This window comes from Nocardiopsis valliformis DSM 45023, from assembly GCF_000340985.1.
Taxonomy (GTDB): Bacteria; Actinomycetota; Actinomycetes; order Streptosporangiales; family Streptosporangiaceae; genus Nocardiopsis; species Nocardiopsis exhalans.
Map to the genome: position 1 here is coordinate 136,487 of NZ_ANAZ01000007.1, position 20,559 is coordinate 157,045.

Consider the following 20,559-nt stretch of genomic DNA (forward strand, 5'->3'; position numbering starts at 1 on the left):
GTGCCGATGCGGGTGGGTTTCGGGGTGCTCGGCCCCGTCACGGCCTGGAACGAGCACGCACAGCCGCTCGCGCTGCGTGGACCGCGCCACCGCGCCGTTCTGGCCCGGCTGATCGTGGCCCGCCGCCGCGTCGTCCCCGTCGACCTGCTCATCGACGACCTGTGGGAGGGCGCCCCGCCAGCCGGGGCCACCAGTGCGGTGCGCACCTTCGTCGCCGCCCTGCGCCGCGCCCTGGAACCGGACCGCCCGCCCCGAACCGCCGCAGCCCTGCTCATCACCCAGGGCCCCGGATACGCACTGAACGCGGCCCCCGAAACCGTCGACGCCTGGCTCTTCGAGCGCCGCCTCCAACAGGCCGCCGACCTGGAGCCCGAGCAGGCCCTGCACCGGCTCCAACAGGCCCTGGAACCGTGGCGCGGACCCGCCTACGCCGACTTTCCCGACGCACCCTGGGCCCGCACCGAACGCGCGCGCCTGGCCGAACTGCGCCTGCACACCCTTGAACACCTGGCCCGGACCCGCCTGGAGCTGGGACAGGCCGCCCGAGCCGTCCCCGACCTGGACGCACACGTGAGAGAACACCCCTGGCGCGAGGACGGCTGGCGTCTGCTCGCCCTGGCCCTGTACCGCAGCGGCCGCCAGGGCGAGGCACTGGCCGTCCTGCGCCGCGCCCGCGCCCTGCTCGTCGAAGACCTGGGTGTGGACCCCGGCCCGGCCCTGCGCCGCCTGGAACACGACATCCTCCACCAGGCTGCCCACATCACCCCCGAAGAGCAGCTGTCAGGCGAAGCAGGCCTTTTCTCCCGTGGTAGCGGCGAACCCGTGACCGGGACCGTCGGGCCGAACAGTTCTCGTGACCCGGCGCGGAACCCGGCGCTCGGACAGATCACCGAACCCTCAGCCGCGGACCTCGCCTCAGCTGAGTTCCGGGACCCGCCCTCAGACCGGGTCGCTTCCGAGAGTCTCGGAAGCGATGGCTCCCGGGTGTGGGATCGGGCGGCCGACGCCTACGAGCGGACCGTCACCCCAGGGTCGCGGGTCCGGCTCGAATCCACCGTGAGCCTGCTGCGCGACCTGGCCGTCACCGGGCCCGAAGGGCTCCAGGCAGCCCGGTCCCAGCGGTTGGCCGCCATCAACGCGGCCGAGGAGCTGGGCGACACCCACCTCACGGCTCGGGTGATCGGAGCCTACGACGTTCCCGCCAACTGGACCCGGGTGGACGACCCGGAACAGGCCGTTCAGGTCATCGCCGCGGCCGAGCGCACCCTGACCGCCCTACCCGCGGCGGGCTACGACGCCGTCCGCGCCCGGTTGCTGGCCACCGTGGCGTTGGAGTCACGCGGCACCCGTGAGCCGCGCGGTCCCGAGGCGGCCCGTGCGGCGGAGCGGATCGCTCGCGATCTGGGCGACCCCGTGCTGCTGGCCTTCGCGCTCAACGCCCGGTACATGCAGACCTTCCACCGCACGGGACTGGCGCCCGAGCGCGACGCGCTGGGGGCCGAGCTCCTCGCCCTGGCTACCCGGCACGACCTGGTCACCTTCCAGATCCTGGGCCACCTCATCCGGTTGCAGTCGCGCTGTGCCCTGGCCGACTGGGCGGGGACCGACCAGCACGCACAGGACACCCGAGGGCTGGCCCGCCTGCACGAGCGTCCGCTGGCCGAGGTCTTCGTCCGCTGGTACCGGGCGCTACGCGCCGGCGCCGACCCGGGCACGCCGTTCGGGGAGGCCGAGGCGGCCTACCGCGACGCCGGAGCTCTGCTGGGCGGCGCGGGCATGCCCGGGCTCGCGCACGGCCTGGAGCCCTTGGCGGTGCTGTGCCTGCACCTCGGACGCGGCCGCCCCGTCCCCACCGAGCCCGGTGTCGACTACGGCCCCCACGAACCCTGGGCGCGTCCGCACGTGCTGCTGGCCCAGAACCGGCCCGCGGCGGCCGCTGAGGCCGTGGCGCGCCTGCCTGAGCCAGCCCGCGACCTGCTCCTGGAAACGCATTGGTGCCTGACCGCCCGGGCCGCTCTGGCCGTGGGGGAGCGGTCAGTGATGCGCCGGGCCCGGGAGGCGCTCGCCCCCGCGGCGGATGAACTCGCCGGGGCGCAGACCGGCATGCTCACCCTGGGCCCGGTCTCTGGCCACCTGCGCGATCTTGACCGTGCCCTACGCTCATAGCGAATCAGACATTTGAGACTTCTTGGCTTCAGCTCCGATTCTAGACAGCAAAAGTCTCCACAGGAGTTGAAGCTCTGGCTTGAAGGGAAAGTGGGCTGGAGTCTAGCCGGGGATCACTATTCCCCACCAGCCAGGGCAGCCACCACCGGGCACACGGCCCCGGGTTCCACACACGGCGCGTCCAGCACCCCGACCAGAGCCTGCCGCATCCGGCGCAGGTCCTCGATGCGTGCGTCGATCTCCACCACCTTGGCGGCCCCGCGCTCCCTGACCTCCCCGGCCAGGACCACACCGTCACGGGAACGGTCCGACAGGGCGACGAACCCGGCCAGCTCGTTCAGCGTGAACCCCAGCTCCTGCCCCCGCCGCAGGAACCGCACCCGCCGCACGTCCTGCGCATCATAGAGCCGGTAACCGTTGGACGAGCGCAGCGGTACGGGCAGCAGCTTCCGGCGCTCGTAGAACCGCACCGTCGACACCTTGGCGCCCGACCGACGCGCCAGCTCAGCGATTCTCATGCCGCGATCCTAGGACGCCGCACTCGGGGCCCGCGTCCCGGACCCGGTCCGCAGAGCCGAGACCACCACCACGCCCTGCACCAGCCCCCACACGACCTCGGCCACCAGGAACCCCACCAGGATCACCGACCCCCCGGCGGCCAGGGCCGAAACCATACCGAGAGCGAAGAGGAACCGGGCACAGGTGTCGGCCACACCCAGCGCCGGACTCGGGCGCAGCAGGCGCACCACGGACCAGACCACGACCAGGCTGCCCGTCAGGTTGGCGAACAGAACGGTGAATACCTGGTCGGTCGAGGGCAGCGCACCGGACAAGCCGAGAAACCCGTGGCCCCAGCCGATCCCGGCAAACACCAGACCTACGGTCCAAGGCAACGCGAAGGCGGTGGTCACCACGAGGTCGTACACCGCGGAAGCGCGGATCACCCGCACAGCTGTCGAAAGGTTCATGCCCGCCATAGTCGACCCCGCACCAAGGTGCGGAGTCAAGCCCGCACCCGCACAAGACCCGCCGACCACGATCCACCACCGGCACCGACACTGTCGTTACGGTGGCCACCATGCGCACCCGACCGGTCGACGAACGCGACAACGCCTGGGAGAGCGACCGGGTCTACTACCGGCTGTACCTGTTCGGTCCCGAGCAGGGCAGCCGGTCCACCGAGACCCTCGACGTCTGGGACGCCGATCTCCTGGACGTCCTGCGCCTGGCCCAGAACAAGGCCTCACCCGAACGCCTGTGGGCGCTGGCCCTGGTCGAGACCGACCAACAGGGCCAGCGCGGGCTGCGCTGGCTCACCGGCTACGACTGCAACGGCGAACCGCGAAACGAGCGGGAACGGGAGGCGTACCGCCTCATGCGCGCACGCCTGGGGCACACCCCCGTCACCGACTGAAACCACTCAGCTAGGCACCCGACAGCTCCAGGCGCAGTACCAGCGACACCAGCTCCACCACGACCTCCTTGACCGACTCACGCTCACGGGCATCGCACAACAGCACCGGCACCCCCTCGGCCACGTCCAACGCCACCCGCACATCCTCCGCACGGTGGGTCAGCTGACCGTCGAAACAGTTCACCGCCACCACGAACGGCACCCCCCGCGACTCGAAGAAATCGATCGCGTCGAAGGAATCCGCCAACCGGCGCGTGTCAGCCAACACCACAGCGCCCAACGCCCCCTGCGCCAACTCCTCCCACATGAACGAGAACCGCCGCTGACCCGGCGTCCCGAACAGGTACACCACCGTCGAGGCGTCCAACGTGATCCGGCCAAAATCCAACGCCACCGTCGTCGTGGACTTGGACTCCACCCCGTCCAGATCGTCCACACCCACACTCTCGGAGGTCATCACCTCCTCGGTGTGCAACGACTCCACCTCGCTCAACGCCGAGACCAGTGTCGTCTTACCCGCCCCGAAACCACCCGCGACCACGATCTTCAACGTGTCCGGAACGGGACTACCGTCTGGGGCCAACGAGCCCTCCATCACCACCACCTCACAACTCCCGGATGCGTTCCAACACCGAACGCAACGTCTGCGCGTCCGGCCGACGACGCTCCCAGTCCGAGGTATGCACCATCACCAACCCCTGATCCAGCAAATCCGCCAACAGAACCCGCAACACCCCCAACGGAAACCCCGAGTACGAGGCCACCTCCGCCACCGACACCGGACGCACACACACCGACAGAATCAGCTCCAGCTCCGCGTCCACCTCCAAGCGCTCCACCGCCGGAACCGCGACCACCTGCGAGGTCATCGAGAAATCCGTCCGCGAAGGCCGTGTACGACCCCCCGTCAACGAGTACGGGCGGATCAGACTCGACTCCGCCGACCACCCCTCACCCTGCGCAGGCACCGAACTCACCCCTGCCCTCCCCGCCCTCGCGGCAGTGCCGACAGGTACGGACCCACCTGCCGCACCAACCGGTTCACCTCGAACGCCGCCTGCCCCATGTCACAGGAGGAATCAGCCACCAGAGCCAACTGCGCCCCCTGGCCGGCCGGCAGCACGAAGAAGAACACACTGTCCATCTCCACCACGCTCTGCCGCACCTCGGAAGCGCCCAACTGCGCACGCGCACCCCGGGCCAGACTCGAGAACCCCGACGCGATCGCCGCTAGCCGCTCACCCTCGTCCCGGTCCACACCGGGCGAACGCGACAACAGCAACCCGTCCGCCGACAGCAACAGCGCCTGCCGCGCCCCCGCCACCCGCTCCACCAGGTCACCCATCAGCCAGTTCAGCCTCTGTCCCGCGGACACCCCGTCCACGCCGTCCCCGGAGCTCCAGCCCTCAGCCGTGGCCTCAGCCGACATCGACATCACCTTTCCGAACTCTCATCGTGGTGCGACCCCTGCTCGGGCCCACCCTGCGCGCGCTCCACGCCGGACGACTCCGCGCGTCCGCGCTCCGTCCCGGCCTGGAAGGCGCTCATCATCGACCGGATCTCCGACAGCGGACGCTGCCCACCGGTGGCCTGGTTGTTGTGTGCACTGCTCTGCGACGGGCCGGGAGGCACCCTGCGGCGCCGACGCCGCGGCAGACCCTTGTAGGTGTCGCCCATGTCGGCGGGAGAGGGGTTCGGGACACCAGACCCGCCTCCATCCTCAGGAGGGAACTGCTCAGGAGGGAACCAGGACCCGCTCGGAGTCGCGAACGCCTCGGGGACACCGGGGCGCGCACCCGCGGGGCCTCCCGGAGTGTTCCACCGGCCGCTCCCGCCCGCCTGGGACGGTGTGCCTGACCCGTTCGGTCCCTCGGGCGCACCCGGCGATCCGCCACGTGGACTTTCAGAGGGCTCGGGGGTCCCCACCGGCTCTGCGGCGTGCCTGGGATAGGTTGCTCCGGCGGTCCGGGCCGGCAGACCCGCGCTGGTCCGGTTTCCCTCATCGGGGGCCGGCCCGCTGGACTGCCTGGGGTTCTCCGCCGCCCGGTGCCGTCCGGGGCGCACACGCTCGACCACAGCCCAAACCTGACCCGAGGCCGGGCCCGAGGTCGAAGCCGGACCCGCAACCGGGTTCACGGCGGGGGAGGAGGGCACAGGCGAGTCCTGCCCGCTCTGTTCGCGGCCCGGCCCCACCAGCTCGACCCGGCGCATCGGCCCGGTCTGCCGGGGCTGCTCCACCACCGCCGACGCCGGGATCCGCACCAGCGCTCGCGTGCCCTCGTAGGGCGAGGCCTGCAGCTCCACCCCGAACCCGTGCCGGGAGGCGATCGTGGCGACCACGTACAACCCCAGCTGGGAGTCCTCCCGCATCCGACCCAGGTCGAACCGCGGCGGATCGGCCAGCAGCGCGTTGGCGGTCTCCAGCTGACCTGCGGTCATACCCAGACCGCTGTCCTGGACCTGCACCACGTGCTCGCCCGCGTGTTCTCCGCCCTCCAGGGTCCGCCCGCTCACGATCACCTCAGTGCCCGGTGGGGAGAAGGAGGCCGCGTTTTCCAGCAGTTCGGCGACCAGCCGCACCAGTTCCGACCCGGCAGCGCCCGGCAGCGCCACCTGGGGCAGTGCGAGCACCTGCACCCGGGCGTAGTCCTCGATCTCACTGGCCGCGGCCCGCACCGCCTCGTGCAGGCCCACCGTGGCCACCCCGCGGCGGGTGGGACTATCACCGCTGAGCAGCATGAGGTTCTCGGCGTTGCGCCGCATCTGGGTGCTGAAGTGGTCGATCCGAAACAACGACTCCAGGACCCCGGGGTCGGTTTCGGTGCGCTCCAACCGGTCCAGCAGCGCCAGCTGCCGGTGCACCAGCGACTGGGTGCGCCGGGCGATGTTGCGGAACATGTTGCGCACCCCAGCCCGTACCTGGGCCTCCTCGACGGCGGAGACCACCGCTGCGCGCTGGGCGTCGTTGAAGGCCTCGGCCACCTGGCCGAGTTCGTCGTGCTGGACCTCGGTGAATCGGGGCGTCTCGGCGTCCACGTCCACGCTGTGGCCTGCGCGCAGGCGTGCGGTGACCTGGGGGAGCCTGAAGCGCGCGTGGTGCAGGGTGTGGGCGCGCAGGGCTTGCAGGCGTCGGCCCAGGCGTTGGGAGCCGGTGACGGCGATCACGACCGATGCCAGCGCGGCGGCCAGGGCGATGACGCTGATCACCAGGGCGCTGATGAGCAGATCCCGGGTCTGGGCGTGGCCCAGTTCGACGATCTGGGCCATGCGTCCCTGTTCTACCTCGCGCATGCGCTCGTCCAGGGCGGCGTTGGCTTCGCTCCAGGTCTGGGCGTCGACGGGCACTCGGGTGTCGGGGCCGCCGGGGTTGCTGATGACAATGTCCTGGAGGCGGTGGACCGAGTTCATCCAGGATGAGCCGGTGAGGTTGTGTGAGTCGGGGCTGCGCTGGCTGCCGGGTGCGGATTCCACCTGGGCCCAGGTGTGCCGTTGGGCGCCTGCGGCGGCGGCGAACTGGGTGTGCGCGTCGGGGGTGAAGGTGTTGGTGGCCGTGGAGTGGGCCAGGATGGCGTCCTGGCGGCTGAGGAACTCGCGGGTGCGCAGGACCGAGGCCAGGGAGCGTAGCTGGGGGGAGATCGCGATGTCGGCGTGGTCGACCTGGGCGTCCCAGATCTCCAGGCCGGTCTCGATGGTGCGGGTGAAGGGGTAGCCGGCCACCTGGAGGGTGTCGACTTCGGGGGAGAGGTTGGTGAGGACCTCCTCCCGGTGGCGCTTGATCAGGTTGAGTTGGCGCTGGAAGGCCAGGACCTGCGGGGGGAGCTCGTCGCGGTCGTACTGGGCCAGTGCCAGGGTGAGGTCTTCGTTGGCCTGATCGGTGGCGGCGCGGGCGGTCTCGAGGCGTTCGGTGTCGCCGGTGGTGGGCCCGTCGACGGCTGCCATGGTGGCGTGTCGTTCGCGCTGGAGCTGGGTGATCGCGTCCACGACGGGGGCGCCGACCTCGTCGATGAGGGTGGTGGTGGCGCGCAGGTCGCGGATGTCGAAGGCCAGGACGGTGGTGAAGACCGCCCACAGGGCCAGCAGGGCGGTGCTGGGGATGAGCACCAGGGTGATCATGCGGGCGCGAAGCGAGGTGCGCTTCTCGTGGGGCATGGGCTCGCTTCCGGGGGGAGTGGCGGGCGTGACTGGTGGGGGCCGCCGGTGGGGGATGGGGGCCGGAGTTCCACAGAGCTAATCGTTCCGTGCGGGGATTTGCAAGGCTTTGGTGGTGCTCGGATCCGGTTGGGGCTGAAGCGGCGGGGGTGGTCTTTTCGGGCTGATGGGGCCGGTGTCTTGTTCGACTTAAAAATCTACGATGTAAAGGTGCCGTATATTTTCAAGAAAAACAGCAGGTAAACAACACAATGGAGCGGCTGACGCCGCACCAACCAGATAGCAGCTGGTTCAAGGGAGTTGCTGTGTGTGGTGAATCGACCACGTATGACCACTGTGTTGGTCGTTCGGGGCTCCACTGGGCGGCCGGAACCGGCCAATCACGAATTGGTACCAGAACTGGCCCGAACATGAATCGCCCGGGTTCCGGGACGGGTTTTGGCAAGGGGGTGTCGGGAGTCGAACCGGATCGTGAACCGATTCGGGGCAGGCCCGGCTCAGTCGATGCCGCAGATCGTTCAGGAGCTGTTCGAGTACTACAGGACGCCGCGTGGGCAGCGCCCGTGGGCGATCGGCAAGTACCCGCTGCGCAGTGTGGACCAGCTGGACCAGTACGACTCCTATGCCGGGGTGGCCAAGTTGGCGCCGCGTCCGCTGCTGATGATCGCGGGGACGGAGGCTCCCACCCGCGGGTTCAGCGAGGGTGCGGCGGCTGAGGCGACGGCGAAGCTGGTGGAGTTCTTCGGCACGAACCTGTAGTTGAGGGACTGGTGGTGCCTCCGTCCGTGGTGGGCGGGGGCACCTTTGTGTTGTGGGGGAGTGGGTAGGGGCGGGGCACGAGGATTCGTCTGAGCGGAGGGGGAGCCATGGCCGGTTTGAGCGGGGAGCAGGTTCGTGAGGGGTTGGGGAGGCTCGACGGTTGGGAGTGGGATCCGCAGGAGGTGTTGATTCACCGGACGGTGCGGTTGCCGGACTTCCTGGCGGCTGTGGCGTTGGTGAACGAAGTCGCGCAGGCGGCTGAACAGGCGGACCACCATCCCGATATCGACATCCGGTACAACACGGTGCGATTGGCGTTGAGCACGCATTCGGAGGGCGCGGTGACCGACAAGGACATGGCGTTGGCGGCCCGGGTGGACGAGCTGATCGCGGCGACGGCGCAGACCTTGGGGTGAGACGGCCGGGGACGGGTGATTCGGCTCGGGTTCAGGCGGGTGCGGGTTCGTTCGCGGGATGTTGAGGGGCACGGCAGGGCGCTGGGGTAACGGCGCTTTCGACCGTGCCCCGCCTGTGGGTGAAGGATCCCCGTGTCAGACACCCCTGCCGCCGGTGCTGGATCAGGGATCCGATGCGGGGCTTCGGGGCGGTCGGGCCCAGCAGGCACAGGCGTGGGGTGGGCGCGCGCGTGGCTGCTGCTGGGGCCGGAGCCGAGGTTGAGGGGTGCTTCGTTTCCTGGGCCTGGTGGCTCTGCTGGTGGTGGCTCGGATGAGGATGTCGACGAGCTTGGCCAGGGCCTGGGCGCCGGGGACGTCGTCGGCGTAGCGGGGGAGAGGGAGTGGTTGACGCAGCACCAGGTGTCGTGGTGTGGGGGAGGGTGCTTGTCCAGGTTGTGGCCCAGGGTCCCTAGCGCTCGCTGAGGAGGGTGCTGACGGCTTGGTTGAAGGCCATCTCCTGTGTGTTTGTGGGTGAAGGGGGTGAGGTGGGGTGTGTGTTCGACGATGAGTTGGGGAGGGCGTGGGTCAGGTCTTGGCGTTCGGTTTCGGTGGTGGGGTCCGGTTGGCGTTATGGGTCGTAGTCGGGCCAGGTGAGGGGGTCATCGTAGGCGGGCTCGGCGCATTTTTCCGGAGGCGGTGCGGGGGAGTTCGTCGATGAAGTCGATGGTGTGGGGTGCGGCGTGGGGGGCGAAGTGGGTGCTGACCCAGTCGCGGAGTTCTTCGGCGAGTTGGGGGGTGCCGGTGTGGCCTTCGTTGAGGACGATGCGGGCGCCGACGAGGTGTCCGGCGAGTTCGTCGGGGATGGCGTAGACGCCGCATTCGTCGACGGCGGGGTGGGTGGCGAGGGTGGCTTCGACTTCGGTGGGGCCGATGCGGTAGCTGCGAGTGATGATGGCGCCGTTGTCGCGGGTGGAGAAGTGGAGGTTGCCTTGGCGGTCCATGATTCCGGTGTCGCCGGTGAGGTGGTAGGTGCGTTCGGGGGTGAAGCGGATGTCGATGGTGTTTTCGTAGCCGAGGTAGCCGTCGAACCAGTCGAGGGGGCTTTGGGTGCGATCGATGGCGATGCGGCCGTAGGCGCCCAGGGGTGCGGGTTCGTCGGTGATGGCTTCGAGGACTTGGATGTTCCAGCCGGGCAGGGCTGGGCCGATGGCTCCGGGGGGTGTGGTGGTGGGTGCGTCTTGGAGGTCGCCGTTGGGCAGGCCTGCGCACCAGCCGAGTTCGGTTTGGCCGTAGTGGTCGCGGATGGGGACGCCGAAGAGGTCGGTGGCCCAGTCGATGACGTCGGGGGAGAGGGGTTCTCCGGCGCTGGCGAGGCGTTGGACGATGATTTCGGGGGGCAGGGTTTTGGTGGCTGCGCGAAGGGTGCGGTAGGTGGTGGGGTCGGTGGCGAAGTTGGTGACTTGGTAGAGGCCGAGGACGTCGAGGGTGAGTTCGGGGTCGAAGAACCCGGCGCGGAGGGCGAGGGAGTTGTGGCCGGCGAGGAGGGGGGAGATGAGGCCGTGGTAGAGGCCGTAGGCGGAGCCGGGATCGGCGGTGTTCCAGTAGACGTCGTCGTCTTGGACGCCGAGGCCGTAGTGGTGGTAAGCGTGCATGGCGGCCAGGGCGCGGGCGGGGACGCGGACGCCGCGGGGTGGGCCGATGAGGTTGGAGACGTAGACGGTGGCGATGTCGCCGTTTCCGGTGGTGGTGTGGGGGGTGGTGTGTGGGGGGTGTTGGCTGAGGGTGGTGAGGGTGTGGTCGTTTTCGCGTAGGGGTTGGGTGCCGGTGGTGGCGATTTTCCAGGTGGGTGGGGTGGTGGTGTGGGGGGTGGGGTCGAGTTTGGTGCGGTATTCGTCGGCGGTGATGACGATGCGGGCGTCGGAGTCGGTGAGGCGTTGGGTGATGGCGGAGGGGGCGAGGGAGGTGAGGAGGGGGACCAGGATTGCGCCGAGGCGCCAGGTGGCCAGGGCGGTGATGGTGAGGTCGATGCCTTTGGGGATGAGGGTGGCGATGCGGTCGCCGGGTTGGATGCCTTGGTGGGCGAGGCCGGTGGCGAGGGTTTGGGAGCGTTCTTTGAGTTGGCCGTAGGTGAGGGTGGTGGGTTCGAGGGTGGGGCCGATTTCGGTGGTGGCGGTGGTGTTGGGGTCGTGGCGGTCGCAGAGGAGGTGGGCCGCCGACGTGGTGGGGGAGTTGTAGGTGGCGATCCAGTCGCGCAGGTTCTGCGCTGGGTCGGACATCGGTGGTGTTCCTCTTTTTCGGTGGGTGGTGGGTTGCTTTTAACACTATGCCCACCTGTGGATCTGGTCTCACTGGGCGGTGGGTTGGTTTGGATCGCCTGAGTGTGGTTTTTGTCGGTTTTGTGGTGTTTGCGTGTGGTGTGGTTCTTCCCTTGGGGCGGGTGGGGGCGCCAGGATGTGCGCATGGATAGTGCGCGTGTGGTGGAGCGGTTCGGGCTGGATGCGGGTGTGGGGGAGTGGCTGGCGGCCTGTGAGGGGTTGCCTGAGCCGGGTGTGGGGTTGAAGGTGCCCACGGGTTCGGCGGCGGCCGAGGTGCTCGACATGTTTGTGTTGGCCGAGAATGACCGCGCGGAGTTGGAGGCGCTGTGGCCGGGCGCGGACGGTCCTGGGGGTGAGTGGCCGCAGGAGTTGTGGCACCTGGTGGGGTGTATGTACCGGCGGTTGTGGGCGGATACGGATCTGCCCGCGGGGGTGTGGCGGCCCTGGCCGGAGTTGGTGGAGGCGCAGGATGCGCGGGTGCGGGCGGCGTCGTTGTGGGCGTTCGCGGCGATGGTGCCCGAGCAGTTGCGGCGGCACGCCCAGCGGGGGATCGACCGTTCGGTGACGGTGGCGACTTTGGCCGATGTGGGTGTGCAGGTGTTGCGGTCGCGGCGGTTGTTCGGGCACTTGAGTGTGGAGACGGCGGCGTGGGTGGCGGCGCAGTTTCGGGACCGGTTGTTCTGGGTGGGGGGTTTGCAGCTGGAGCCCGCACTGCTCGGGGATCAGGGTCCGGTGGGTTGGTACCCGCCCGAGGAGGCGCGGGCGTTGGGTGCGGGGTTTGCGGTGGGGGATCCGGTGCTGCGGCTGCATATTCCGTCCGGGGGGTTGAGGCCGGAGTCGGTGCAGGATGCGTTGGAGCGGGCCCGGCCTTTCGCGCGTGAGCAGCTGGGAGTGGACGCGGTGGTGGCCACGTGTACCTCGTGGCTGTTGGACCCCTGGTGGGGGCAGGTGTTGGGGGAGGAGTCCAACATCGTGCGGTTTCAGCGCAGGTTCACCTTGGTGGGCGAGGGGTCGCCGGGTGAGGGGGATGTGTTCCGGTTCGTGTTCGGGATGCCGAGGGTGGAGGTGGAGCGGGCTCCTCGGCGTACCCGGTTGGAGCGTGCGGCTGTGGAGCGGTTGGAGTCGGGGCGTGGGTTGAAGGTGTGCACGGGGTGGTTGCGTCTGCCCTGACCCTGGCCCTGGATGTGGTGAGGGGGCTGCCCGGGTGGGCGGCCCCCTTTTTTGTGTGCCGCGTGCCGGTGCGGTTGCCGTGGCCTTTTCCGGTCCCTGGTTCAGATGGCCATGAGGGCGTGGGCGCTGGCGTGGGTGAGTTCGGTGCGGGGTCCGGTGTGGTTGAGGTGTCCGGCGTCGATGACGGTGATGGTGTCGGCCAGGTTCTGGGGCAGGGCGCTCAGGCGGGAGCGGGCCATGTCCACCTCCTCGGGTCGGGTGCTGTTCGGGGGGCCTAGGAGGCTGGGGGCGGGGTGTTTCGCGTGGCGTGCCCGACCGTTACGTGTACATGCCGGTATCCGGTGGGTGGGCTAGATCCCGTCTGTGTCGGGTGTGTGGCCCAGGGTGGGGCGGTGGGTGGCGGCGAGGTGGTGGTGGCCGTTGCCCGCGCAGTGGGGGCAGGGGCGCGGGATGAGGGTCTGGGCTGGTGGGAGGTGTCGGGGGTGTAGGGCAGAACCTGGACCTGTGTGCCGCTGCCCAGGCAGCCTCGGCACAGGGTGCGGATGAGCATGGGGGCAGGGTACGGGTGCGGGGTCGGTGGTGGGGGTGGATCGGGTGAGGTTTGTGTAGGTGGTTGTTGTGTGGTGGGGGCGGGCCCGGGTTCTGGGGGCTGGGCGGGATTGGGTGGAAAACGGGTGGGGTTGGGCCCGGTGGGTGCAGGATCGGGGCCATGTACGAGTTGAGCGCACATGGGTGCGGGTGTGGTGGCGGCTGTGATGGGGCCCGGGGGCAGCTGGCGGCCCAACGGGCGCTGGAGTGGGTGCGGGAGCGTTCCTGGGGTGGTGGGTTCGAGCCTGCGTGGTCGGTGACGCTGAACTTCCATCCCGACCGGTGGGCGGTTGGGCACACCGTGGTCGAGAGCATGGCCCTGGAGGGTGTGTACCGGCCCCAGTTCGTGACCGGGACCAGCAACGGTGGGTTGACCGCGTTCGAGGGCGGGGACCGGTGGCGGTGGGAGAGCCGTATGTTCGGTGGGGCCTATGACCGGGCTCCGGTGTGTTCTCGGCCGGTGTACGGGGCTTTGGACTGGGCGGGCAGCCAGGTGGGTGCGGCGCCCCGGTTCGGGTCGTGTTTCTTCCGGCTGGCTCCGCGGGTGGCGCAGCGCAGCACGTTCTGTTACCCCGACAGCACTTTCGAGCCCTGTGCCTTCGGGGTGGGCGAGCGCATGGGGTTGGTGGAACTGGCTCGCGGGGCGGTCAACGGTGGTGCGGGCCGGGACGTACTGGATGAGTACGTGGAGGCGCAGGTGCACGGGCCCGTGCGCTGGGGTGTGGACGTGGCCGAGCTGGTGCTGGATCCGAGTTTTCGCGGCACGGCGGTGGAGGAGGTCGCCCGGGGGTTGGGGTGTGCACTGTCCTGGCACGGGGGTTTTCGGTTGTCGGTGGGGGAGTTGCGGCGTCATCCCACCTATCGGGGGCGGGAGTTCGTGGAGTTGGGGGAGCGGTTGGCGGTGGGCGGGTGGTTGACCCCGAAGGTGGTGGGGGATGCGGCGCGCTCGGGGGAGTGGGAGCCGCAGTCGTTGAAGCGGGTGTGGCACTACGTGGCCAGGTTCGGTGGCCCGTGGTGAGCGGGGCGGGCTGGTTGGGTCCTGTTCGGTGTTTTAGGTGGGGTGGGTGAGCAGGGTGTTCAGGAGGCGTTGGCAGCGGTGGGTCATGTCCTGGGCGCTGTGTTCGGGGTGGGCCAGCCACCAGGTGACGGCGGTGGTGACGGTGGAGAACCATACCTGGGTGAGGAGGTCGTGGTCGTGGGGGTCGTGGTCGCCGTGGTGGTTGAGGATTTGGCTGATGCCGGTGGCGCCCAGGGTGTTGAGGCGTTGGCGGTAGTGCTGTGCGGTGGTGGTGGGGGTGCCGGGCGGCAGGGTGGGGTCGTAGAGCACGGACCAGTCGTGGGGGCGTGGTTGCAGGGTCGTGAAGATGGCCTGGAGGGTGGCGGCGGCGCGGATGTGGGCGGGTGCGGGGAGTTGGGCGTCGGTGACGGCTTGGATCAGGGGTTTTCCGGCGCGGTGCAGGCAGGCTTGGGAGAGGCCTTCTTTGGAGTTGAAGTAGGCGTAGACCAGGGGTTTGGAGATGTCTGAGCGTTGGGCGATGGCGGCGACGGAGGCGGTGGCGTAGCCATGGTGGGCGAACTCGTGGGCGGCGGCGTCCAGGATGAGTTGTTCGCGTTGGGCGCGGGGGACGCCTTTGGTTCCGGTGCGGTTGTTTTTGGTGGTGGCCACGGGGGGAGTCTAGCCACCGAATTGACTCACTGGTAACTTACCCGGAAGTCAATTCTGTTTCGCAGGGGTCCGGGGCGCCGCCGGGAACCGGAACGTGCAGGGTGACTTATGGCGGGTAGGCGCTTGTGGTGGGACTGGGGGACCGAGGAGGCGGCGGTGCGCGGGGCTGAGGCGTGCGCTCTTGAGGAGAGTGCGCAGGAGTGCGCTCTTGAGGAGAGTGCGCAGGAGTGCGGAGAAGTCGCTACACATCCTCACAGTCAGTCCTCGTGGGTGCCCCAGTTGTTTCGGGCCTGATCCAGTTCGATGTCACGGCCCAGCGCGGGCAGTGCCAGGTAGGTGCTGGCCAGCGCGGCGGCCAGCAGCAGGACCCAAAAACCCAGGGCGTTCCACCATGGCAGCAATGGTGAGAGCAACGGCAGGGCACAGGCTGCGAACGTCAGAGCTGTTGGTGGAATCCAGGCCCGTCCGGTGGGGGAGCCCTGGGCTGACCAGGTCATGGACACCATGAACGGGGTCATGGCGATGATTCCGACGGCCATGGCTGCCCCGGCTATGAGCAGCGCCAGGGCGAGCAGGGGCCACAGTGCCAGCGACGGGCTCAGGGCCCACACCGTGGTGCTCGCCGCGACCACGGCGATGGCCGCTCCCAACACGATCAAGGGCAGGGGCAGCCCTTGGTTCCGCTGATGAGGTGGGGAGTCGGGGGAGTTGGGGGAGTGCGCGTCGTTGGTCAGGGAGTGGAGGGCGTGCAGAGTGCGGCGCAGCGACAGCGTCGCGAGGAAGCGGTGCTGGCCGGTGTGCGGGCTCTGGTCCATGACCTGTTGTCACCTGTCGTTGTTCTGCTGGCCCGGGGTGGGGCTGGTGTGTGGTGCGGCCGTGCGGGCGCTTGTCGACGCGGGTGCTGTTTTGGGTTCGAGGGCTGTGCTCCCAGTCTAGGAGTGGTGCGGGTGCGGGTGGTGTTCGCCTCGGGGCTGGTGCTGGTCCTGGGGGTGGCTGCCGTGGACCATGCGATCGCGGGTGGGGCGTGTCAGGGGTGTGTTGGTGGTTGCGGGGAGGCCCCCGAACCGTCTACTTGACATAATGTACATTATCGGCGTTTCGGGAAGGCCTGTGGGGAAGGGGTTTTCGTGCTCCGGGTGGGCCTTGGTGGGCCTTGGTGGGCCTTGGTGGGCCTTGGTGGGTGTACGAGGAGTTTTCTGGGGCGCTGCGGGTGTGCTTGGGCGGAGCCTGAGGCCCCGGATTCGGGCTTGCCCCGGCGCGGTCGCGGCCGGTAAATCCCTGGTCAGGCGCCTGTGGATAACGCCCCTGGGTGCTGTGGGTTTTCTGGGTTCGCGGGTGTGCTCTGACAGGGTCCTTGGGTCGTGTTTGTCGGGCTCGGGCGGGTTTTCGGCGAGTCAGTGTCGTGAGGGTCTGGTGTCCTTGGGTGGTGCCCTGGGTTGCGGGGTGCTTGGTGGTGGGTTGGTTGGCTGCGGCCTCAGGCTGCATGGGGCCGGCGGGCTCCTTCTGGGTGCTGGTATCTCCATGTTTCATGCATAAACGGTGTTATGCATCCTTTTGTGGTTGTTTGATGACACATGACCGTTTTTCCGTGCGGGCGTCGCCGCATCCCTTGCCGAGTACTCACGAACCGCTTTCGACAGCACTCGAGTGCTGTCCTTCCTGGATGCTTGGACGTCGAACACGAGTTCGGCGCCCGTGGTCCTTGGCGTTCCTGTCGAACCTCTGTGCGAGCCAATCGCTGCCCTGCTGGCTCCCGGCGGGCCACTCCCCTGTCGTGCGGCGCCCCGAGACCACCTCGCCGTCGAAGCCGCCCCACCAGTCACCCTGAGTGACTGTTGTGTCCCACTCCCCCGCTCGCCGGGCGCGACGGGCGCCCGATCGTCTCAGCATCGCCGTTTGTGAACCCGGTACCTGGTGTGGGGTGCTGCCCAAGGGGGTGGCGCCCTTTTTGTGAGGTTCGGGTGGGGGTGCTCCCCGGTGCGGGCGGTCACCTGCTGTGCGGGGGCCTCCCTCACGCATGGTCGGGGTTGGGGTTCAGCTGAGGAATGGGGTTCAGCTGAGGAACTCGTGGGCGCCGCGCAGGCGGGTGGTGAGGCGTTGTTGGGTGCGGTGTGCGTCCAGGCGCAGTTCCAGGGGGCTGGGTGGGCCAACCTCGGCGCGGCGGGCTCGGGCAAGGGTGTTGGGGTCCAGGCCCTGTTGGCGGGCGATGAGGGTGCCCAGGGTGTGGCGGCTCAGGGCGTCGGAGCCGACCAGGTGGTGGATGCCGGTGTAGGTGGGATCGGTGAGTTCCAGCAGGGCGGCGGCCAGGTCCTGGACGTGGACGGGGCAGCGGATGTCGTCGGTAGACAGGGCTCCGGTGGTGGCCCCGGTGGCCAGGGCGCGGACGCGTTGTTCGTGGGTGGAGTGGCCGTTTCCGATGATGAGTGAGGTGCGGGCGATGACAGCGGTGGGGTCCAGGGCGGCGATGGTGGTTTCGGCGGCGGCTTTGGCGGCGCCGTAGGGGGTGGTGGGGTCAGGGTGGGCGGTTTCGTCGTAGGTGGGGGCGTGGCCGGAGAAGACGGCGTCGCTGGAGACGTGGATGAGTCGGGTACGGGTTCGGGTGGTGGCCAGGGCCAGGTGGGTGGGGCCAGGTGGGTGGGGCCAGGTGGGTGGGGCCAGGTGGGTGGGGCCTTGGGCGGTGGTGGGCCAGTCGTGTTGTCGGTAGGCGGCGTTGATGACGGTGTGGGGGCGCAGGGTGGTGATCAGGTGGTGGATCTGGTCGCGGGAACGTAGGTCTAGTGGGGTCCAGTGCACGTCGGGGGTGTTGGTGGGTGGGCGGGTGTGGAAGGTGGCGGCCACGGGTTGGCCTTGGGTGTGTGGGGAGTCCGGGGCGGTGGTTTGGCGCAGGAGTTCGGTGCCGAGCAGGCCGGTGGCGCCCACGATGAGCAGGGTCATGGGCGCACGTTAGCGCCTGGGGTGGGGTTCTTCGGTGTTTTCGAGTGTGGGCCGCTCCCCCGCTGCCCCGGTAGGCCTTTCGATGTGCCCGGGTGCGCGCGGTGGGGGCTGGGATCGGCAATGCTGGGGGCATGAGTGGTGATGTGGTGTCGGTGGAGCAGGCGATCGAGCGGTATCTGGTGGCCAGGCGGGCGGCCAAGCCATCTCCGCACACGGTGGCGGCCTACCGGCGTGACCTGGTGGGGGTGCTGGAGTGTGTGGGTCGGGCGTTGGGGCGTGAGACGGCCGGGGTGGGGTTGGGTGAGTTGGAGGCGGGGGTGTTGCGGGAGGCCTTCGCGGAGTTCGCTGAGGAGCGGGCGGCCTCCAGTGTGTTGCGGGCCTGGTCGACGTGGAACGGGTTCTTCGCGTTCTGGGTCTCGGAGCGGGTGGTGTCGGGTAATCCGATGTCGGCGGTGCCGCGGCCGCGGGTGAAGCCTTCGGGGCCCAAACCGTTGATGGGTGAGGACACCCCCGAGCGGTTGTTGGAGGCGTTGGCGCGTGGGGCGCGGCGGGCGCGTGATCCGTGGCCCGAGCGCGATCTCGCGGTGTTGGCGTTGGCTTTGTTGACGGGGATGCGGTCGGCGGAGATGTTGTCGTTGCGGGTGGAGTCGCTGGGTGGGCGGCCTGGGGAGCGGCGGATTCGGGTGGTGGGTAAGGGCGGTGGTGAGCGGGTTTTGCCGATCGAGGTGCCGTTGGAGGCTCTGTTGGAGGCGTATCTGGCTTCGCGTCGGGTGCGTTTTGATGCGCCGGTGCGGGGCGGGGATCCGTTGTTGGTGGACAACCGGGGTGAGGGGTTGCGTCGGGGTGGGTTGCAGTATCTGGTGAAGCAGTGTTACCGGTATGCGGGGGTCAATGACCGGGTGGCGCGGGGGACGTTGGTGCATGCGTTGCGGCACACGTTTGCCACACGGTTGGCGGAGGATGGTGCTTCGGTCACTGAGATCATGCATTTGTTGGGGCATTCGTCGGTGACGTCGTCGCAGGCCTATATCGAGGTGACGGCCAGGGCGCAGCGGGAGGCGGCTTCGTCGAATCGGACCTATGGGGTGTTGCGGCGCCTGGCCGCCGATGGTGTGGGCGATGGGGAACAGGCGCCTCGAGGGGGTGGGTGAGCAGGGGTGAGCGGCGGCTGGGGGCTGTGGTGGTTACGCTGAGGGGCGTGAACCAGTCGAGTTTTGTAGTGTCCAGCGTCAACGTCAACGGGTTGCGGGCGGCCGCGAAGAAGGAGCCGGGGTTCGTCTCCTGGTTGTCGGCAACTCAGGCGGACGTGGTGTGTTTGCAGGAGACGCGTGCTGAGCCCGATCAGCTTCCCGCGAAGGTGCTCGCGCCCCAGGGTTGGCATGTGGTGCTGTGTCCGGCGCAGGCCAAGGGTCGTGCGGGGGTGGCGATCTATTCGCGCGCCGAGCCGGATGAGGTGCGGGTCGGGTTCGGTGAGCAGGAGTTCGCGGACTCGGGCCGGTATGTGGAGGCGGACTTCGGTGAGGTGACGGTGGCCAGCCTGTATCTGCCCTCGGGTGAGGTGGACACCCCGCGTCAGGAGGAGAAGGAGCGCTTCATGGAGGCGTTCTTGCCCTATCTGGTCAAGCGGCGTGCCCAGGTGGAGGGGCAGGGGCGGTCTCTGGTGGTGTGCGGTGACTGGAACATCGCGCACACCGAGGCGGATCTGAAGAACTGGCGCGGTAACAAGAAGAATTCGGGGTTTTTGCCCGAGGAGCGTGCGTGGTTGTCGCGGGTTTTCGATGAGGCGGGGTATGTGGACGTGGTGCGTTCGCTCTTCCCGGACCAGGAGGGCCCGTACTCGTGGTGGTCCTACCGGGGTCAGGCTTTCGACAACGACACGGGGTGGCGTATCGATCTCCAGGTGGCCACGCCGGCCTTGGCGGGGCGGGCACTGTCGGGTGGGGTGGAGCGTTATCCCAGCCGTGAGGAGCGTTGGTCCGACCATGCTCCGGTGACGGTGTCTTACGGGATTGGGAAGTAGGGGGTCAGGTCATGGGTGTTCCGATTGTGTTGGCGCACGGGTTGCGGTCCTCGTCGAGTATGTGGCGGCCGCAGGTGGAGTTCTTGGAGGCGCAGGGGCGCACGGTGGTGGCCCCTGACCTTCCCGCGCACGGGTCGCGTCGGGGTGAGGACTTCTCGGTGGGGCGCGCGGTGGACACCCTGTTGGAGGCGATCGACTCGGTGGGTGGGCGGGCCCTGTTGGTGGGGTTGAGCATGGGGGGTCTGGTCTCGATTGCGGCGGCCGGTGCGGCTCCGGGGCGTGTCGCCGGATTGGTGGCGGCCAGTTGCACGGCTCAGCCCGACCAGTCGTTGGCGCAGGTGTACCGGATCCCGTCGGTGTTGATGGAGCGGCTGCCGGACAAGGGCGCGGCCGTCAATGAGCGTTTTCACCGGTTGACGTTGCGTGATGGTGCGGCTGATGCGGTGGTTGATGGCGGGTTGGCGGTGGAGTCGGCTACGGCGGTGATCGATGAGCTGGCCACGATCGATGCGTTGTCGGCGTTGTCGGCCTATCCGGGGCCGGTGTGGTTGATCAACGGGGCGCGGGACCACTTCCGGATCCATGAGAAGGCGTTCTTCGAGGCGTGCGCGGAGGGGCGCTTGGTGAATGTGCCGCGGGCCGGGCACATGGTGAGTCTGGACCAGCCGGTGAACTTCTCGCGGATCGTCTCCGACGCGGCTGACGTGGTGGGGGTGCGTGAGGTGAAGGCCGGGTTGGAGCCGGGCGGGCAGGTGCCCGATGTGGTGGATTCGCCGCCCTCTGATGTGGAGGATGAGGTGGCGGCCGGGGTGGACTCGGTGGCCACGGTGGAACCTGAGGGGCCCTGACCGGTCAGGGCCTGGGGCACGCAGGTGTCAGATGGATGTTGAGGGGGCGGTGGGCCGTGTGGCCCGCCGCCCCCTCTTTTTGTGGTGGGTGGGGTTCAGGGTTGGTGGGTGGGGTCGTCGGCGTGGGTGCGGGGG

At 68.9% G+C, this 20,559-nt stretch carries 20 protein-coding genes; 9 read left to right on the forward strand and 11 right to left on the reverse strand.

What is annotated here, in order from left to right; translation table 11 throughout:
• The first annotated feature begins 6 nt into the window (after positions 1 to 6).
• A complete protein-coding gene (locus D457_RS0107940; RefSeq protein ID WP_017580116.1) occupies positions 7 to 2,166 on the forward strand; it encodes an AfsR/SARP family transcriptional regulator in 2,160 nt (719 codons plus the stop codon).
• Positions 2,167 to 2,282: 116 nt separating this feature from the next.
• On the opposite strand, the gene D457_RS0107945 is transcribed toward D457_RS0107940, so the two are convergent.
• Positions 2,283 to 2,684 (reverse strand): heavy metal-responsive transcriptional regulator, encoded by a 402-nt coding sequence (locus tag D457_RS0107945; RefSeq protein WP_026116446.1) that lies wholly within the window; start codon positions 2,682 to 2,684, stop codon positions 2,283 to 2,285.
• 9 nt (positions 2,685 to 2,693) lie between these two features.
• Complete coding sequence (locus D457_RS0107950) at positions 2,694 to 3,134, reverse strand: hypothetical protein (protein ID WP_051072888.1); 441 nt, start codon at positions 3,132 to 3,134, stop codon at positions 2,694 to 2,696.
• A gap of 110 nt (positions 3,135 to 3,244) precedes the next feature.
• On the opposite strand from D457_RS0107950, the gene D457_RS0107955 reads away from it, so the two are divergent.
• On the forward strand, positions 3,245 to 3,580 hold the full coding sequence (locus D457_RS0107955; protein ID WP_026116447.1) for a hypothetical protein: 336 nt from the start codon (positions 3,245 to 3,247) through the stop codon (positions 3,578 to 3,580).
• Between the two features lie 10 nt (positions 3,581 to 3,590).
• On the opposite strand, the gene D457_RS0107960 is transcribed toward D457_RS0107955, so the two are convergent.
• Genes D457_RS0107960 through D457_RS0107975 form a run of 4 tightly spaced genes read right to left on the reverse strand, consistent with a single transcriptional unit; the run spans position 3,591 to position 7,729 of the window.
• A complete protein-coding gene (locus tag D457_RS0107960; protein ID WP_026116448.1) occupies positions 3,591 to 4,175 on the reverse strand; it encodes a GTP-binding protein in 585 nt (194 codons plus the stop codon).
• A 10-nt stretch (positions 4,176 to 4,185) separates the two neighbouring features.
• On the reverse strand, positions 4,186 to 4,557 hold the full coding sequence (locus D457_RS32095; protein WP_017580121.1) for a DUF742 domain-containing protein: 372 nt from the start codon (positions 4,555 to 4,557) through the stop codon (positions 4,186 to 4,188).
• Positions 4,554 to 5,015 (reverse strand): roadblock/LC7 domain-containing protein, encoded by a 462-nt coding sequence (locus D457_RS0107970; RefSeq protein ID WP_017580122.1) that lies wholly within the window; start codon positions 5,013 to 5,015, stop codon positions 4,554 to 4,556. The genes D457_RS32095 and D457_RS0107970 overlap by 4 nt, the downstream gene beginning before the upstream one ends.
• Positions 5,015 to 7,729: a sensor histidine kinase gene (locus D457_RS0107975; RefSeq protein ID WP_017580123.1), complete on the reverse strand. Its 2,715-nt coding sequence runs from the start codon at positions 7,727 to 7,729 to the stop codon at positions 5,015 to 5,017. Before D457_RS0107975 ends, D457_RS0107970 begins: the two co-directional genes overlap by 1 nt.
• Before the next feature lie 504 nt (positions 7,730 to 8,233).
• On the opposite strand from D457_RS0107975, the gene D457_RS0107980 reads away from it, so the two are divergent.
• Both D457_RS0107980 and D457_RS0107985 read left to right on the forward strand, forming a co-directional pair.
• On the forward strand, positions 8,234 to 8,488 hold the full coding sequence (locus tag D457_RS0107980) for a hypothetical protein (RefSeq protein WP_017580124.1): 255 nt from the start codon (positions 8,234 to 8,236) through the stop codon (positions 8,486 to 8,488).
• 107 nt (positions 8,489 to 8,595) lie between these two features.
• Positions 8,596 to 8,904, forward strand: a complete 309-nt coding sequence (locus D457_RS0107985) for a 4a-hydroxytetrahydrobiopterin dehydratase (protein ID WP_017580125.1) — start codon at positions 8,596 to 8,598, stop codon at positions 8,902 to 8,904.
• Between the two features lie 638 nt (positions 8,905 to 9,542).
• Here the strand turns inward: D457_RS0107985 and D457_RS0107995 are convergent.
• Positions 9,543 to 11,159 carry an AMP-binding protein gene (locus D457_RS0107995; RefSeq protein WP_017580127.1) on the reverse strand — a complete coding sequence of 539 codons (1,617 nt, stop codon included), beginning with the start codon at positions 11,157 to 11,159 and terminating at the stop codon, positions 9,543 to 9,545.
• Between the two features lie 183 nt (positions 11,160 to 11,342).
• On the opposite strand from D457_RS0107995, the gene D457_RS0108000 reads away from it, so the two are divergent.
• Positions 11,343 to 12,368 (forward strand): acyltransferase domain-containing protein, encoded by a 1,026-nt coding sequence (locus D457_RS0108000; RefSeq protein WP_026116449.1) that lies wholly within the window; start codon positions 11,343 to 11,345, stop codon positions 12,366 to 12,368.
• A 101-nt stretch (positions 12,369 to 12,469) separates the two neighbouring features.
• Here the strand turns inward: D457_RS0108000 and D457_RS35665 are convergent, their stop codons facing one another.
• A complete protein-coding gene (locus tag D457_RS35665) occupies positions 12,470 to 12,607 on the reverse strand; it encodes a hypothetical protein (RefSeq protein WP_017580129.1) in 138 nt (45 codons plus the stop codon).
• Between the two features lie 605 nt (positions 12,608 to 13,212).
• Between D457_RS35665 and D457_RS0108010 the strand changes: the two genes are divergently transcribed.
• Entirely contained in the window at positions 13,213 to 13,974 is a 762-nt protein-coding gene (locus D457_RS0108010) for a DUF3626 domain-containing protein (protein WP_239646040.1), read from the forward strand.
• A 33-nt stretch (positions 13,975 to 14,007) separates the two neighbouring features.
• On the opposite strand, the gene D457_RS0108015 is transcribed toward D457_RS0108010, so the two are convergent.
• The 3 genes from D457_RS0108015 to D457_RS0108025 all read right to left on the reverse strand — a co-directional run bounded on the left by D457_RS0108015 (position 14,008) and on the right by D457_RS0108025 (position 17,556).
• Positions 14,008 to 14,622: a TetR/AcrR family transcriptional regulator gene (locus D457_RS0108015; protein ID WP_017580131.1), complete on the reverse strand. Its 615-nt coding sequence runs from the start codon at positions 14,620 to 14,622 to the stop codon at positions 14,008 to 14,010.
• A 257-nt stretch (positions 14,623 to 14,879) separates the two neighbouring features.
• Complete coding sequence (locus D457_RS0108020) at positions 14,880 to 15,437, reverse strand: hypothetical protein (protein ID WP_017580132.1); 558 nt, start codon at positions 15,435 to 15,437, stop codon at positions 14,880 to 14,882.
• 1,237 nt (positions 15,438 to 16,674) lie between these two features.
• Complete coding sequence (locus D457_RS0108025; protein WP_017580133.1) at positions 16,675 to 17,556, reverse strand: SDR family oxidoreductase; 882 nt, start codon at positions 17,554 to 17,556, stop codon at positions 16,675 to 16,677.
• A gap of 131 nt (positions 17,557 to 17,687) precedes the next feature.
• Here D457_RS0108025 and D457_RS0108030 point away from each other — a divergent pair, with 131 nt between their 5' ends.
• The 3 genes from D457_RS0108030 to D457_RS0108040 are packed head-to-tail and all read left to right on the forward strand — an operon-like array spanning position 17,688 to position 20,424.
• Positions 17,688 to 18,707, forward strand: coding sequence for a tyrosine-type recombinase/integrase (locus D457_RS0108030; RefSeq protein WP_026116451.1), 1,020 nt, complete (start codon positions 17,688 to 17,690; stop codon positions 18,705 to 18,707).
• 47 nt (positions 18,708 to 18,754) lie between these two features.
• On the forward strand, positions 18,755 to 19,576 hold the full coding sequence (locus tag D457_RS0108035; protein WP_026116452.1) for an exodeoxyribonuclease III: 822 nt from the start codon (positions 18,755 to 18,757) through the stop codon (positions 19,574 to 19,576).
• Positions 19,577 to 19,587: 11 nt separating this feature from the next.
• A complete protein-coding gene (locus tag D457_RS0108040; RefSeq protein WP_017580136.1) occupies positions 19,588 to 20,424 on the forward strand; it encodes an alpha/beta fold hydrolase in 837 nt (278 codons plus the stop codon).
• The last annotated feature ends 135 nt before the right edge of the window (positions 20,425 to 20,559 follow it).

Excerpts from the sequence above, each read along its gene's own strand:
- D457_RS0107960 (WP_026116448.1), bottom strand. The coding sequence starts at position 4,175 with ATGGAGGGCTCGTTGGCCCCAGACGGTAGTCCCGTTCCGGACACGTTG.
- D457_RS0107995 (WP_017580127.1), bottom strand. The coding sequence starts at position 11,159 with ATGTCCGACCCAGCGCAGAACCTGCGCGACTGGATCGCCACCTACAAC.
- D457_RS0108000 (WP_026116449.1), top strand. The coding sequence starts at position 11,343 with ATGGATAGTGCGCGTGTGGTGGAGCGGTTCGGGCTGGATGCGGGTGTG.
- D457_RS0107970 (WP_017580122.1), bottom strand. The coding sequence starts at position 5,015 with ATGTCGATGTCGGCTGAGGCCACGGCTGAGGGCTGGAGCTCCGGGGAC.
- D457_RS0107940 (WP_017580116.1), top strand. The coding sequence starts at position 7 with ATGCGGGTGGGTTTCGGGGTGCTCGGCCCCGTCACGGCCTGGAACGAG.
- D457_RS0107985 (WP_017580125.1), top strand. The coding sequence starts at position 8,596 with ATGGCCGGTTTGAGCGGGGAGCAGGTTCGTGAGGGGTTGGGGAGGCTC.
- D457_RS0107955 (WP_026116447.1), top strand. The coding sequence starts at position 3,245 with ATGCGCACCCGACCGGTCGACGAACGCGACAACGCCTGGGAGAGCGAC.
- D457_RS0108030 (WP_026116451.1), top strand. The coding sequence starts at position 17,688 with ATGAGTGGTGATGTGGTGTCGGTGGAGCAGGCGATCGAGCGGTATCTG.
- D457_RS0108020 (WP_017580132.1), bottom strand. The coding sequence starts at position 15,437 with ATGGACCAGAGCCCGCACACCGGCCAGCACCGCTTCCTCGCGACGCTG.
- D457_RS0107980 (WP_017580124.1), top strand. The coding sequence starts at position 8,234 with ATGCCGCAGATCGTTCAGGAGCTGTTCGAGTACTACAGGACGCCGCGT.
- D457_RS35665 (WP_017580129.1), bottom strand. The coding sequence starts at position 12,607 with ATGGCCCGCTCCCGCCTGAGCGCCCTGCCCCAGAACCTGGCCGACACC.
- D457_RS0108025 (WP_017580133.1), bottom strand. The coding sequence starts at position 17,556 with ATGACCCTGCTCATCGTGGGCGCCACCGGCCTGCTCGGCACCGAACTC.
- D457_RS0107950 (WP_051072888.1), bottom strand. The coding sequence starts at position 3,134 with ATGAACCTTTCGACAGCTGTGCGGGTGATCCGCGCTTCCGCGGTGTAC.
- D457_RS0108040 (WP_017580136.1), top strand. The coding sequence starts at position 19,588 with ATGGGTGTTCCGATTGTGTTGGCGCACGGGTTGCGGTCCTCGTCGAGT.
- D457_RS0107975 (WP_017580123.1), bottom strand. The coding sequence starts at position 7,729 with ATGCCCCACGAGAAGCGCACCTCGCTTCGCGCCCGCATGATCACCCTG.
- D457_RS0107945 (WP_026116446.1), bottom strand. The coding sequence starts at position 2,684 with ATGAGAATCGCTGAGCTGGCGCGTCGGTCGGGCGCCAAGGTGTCGACG.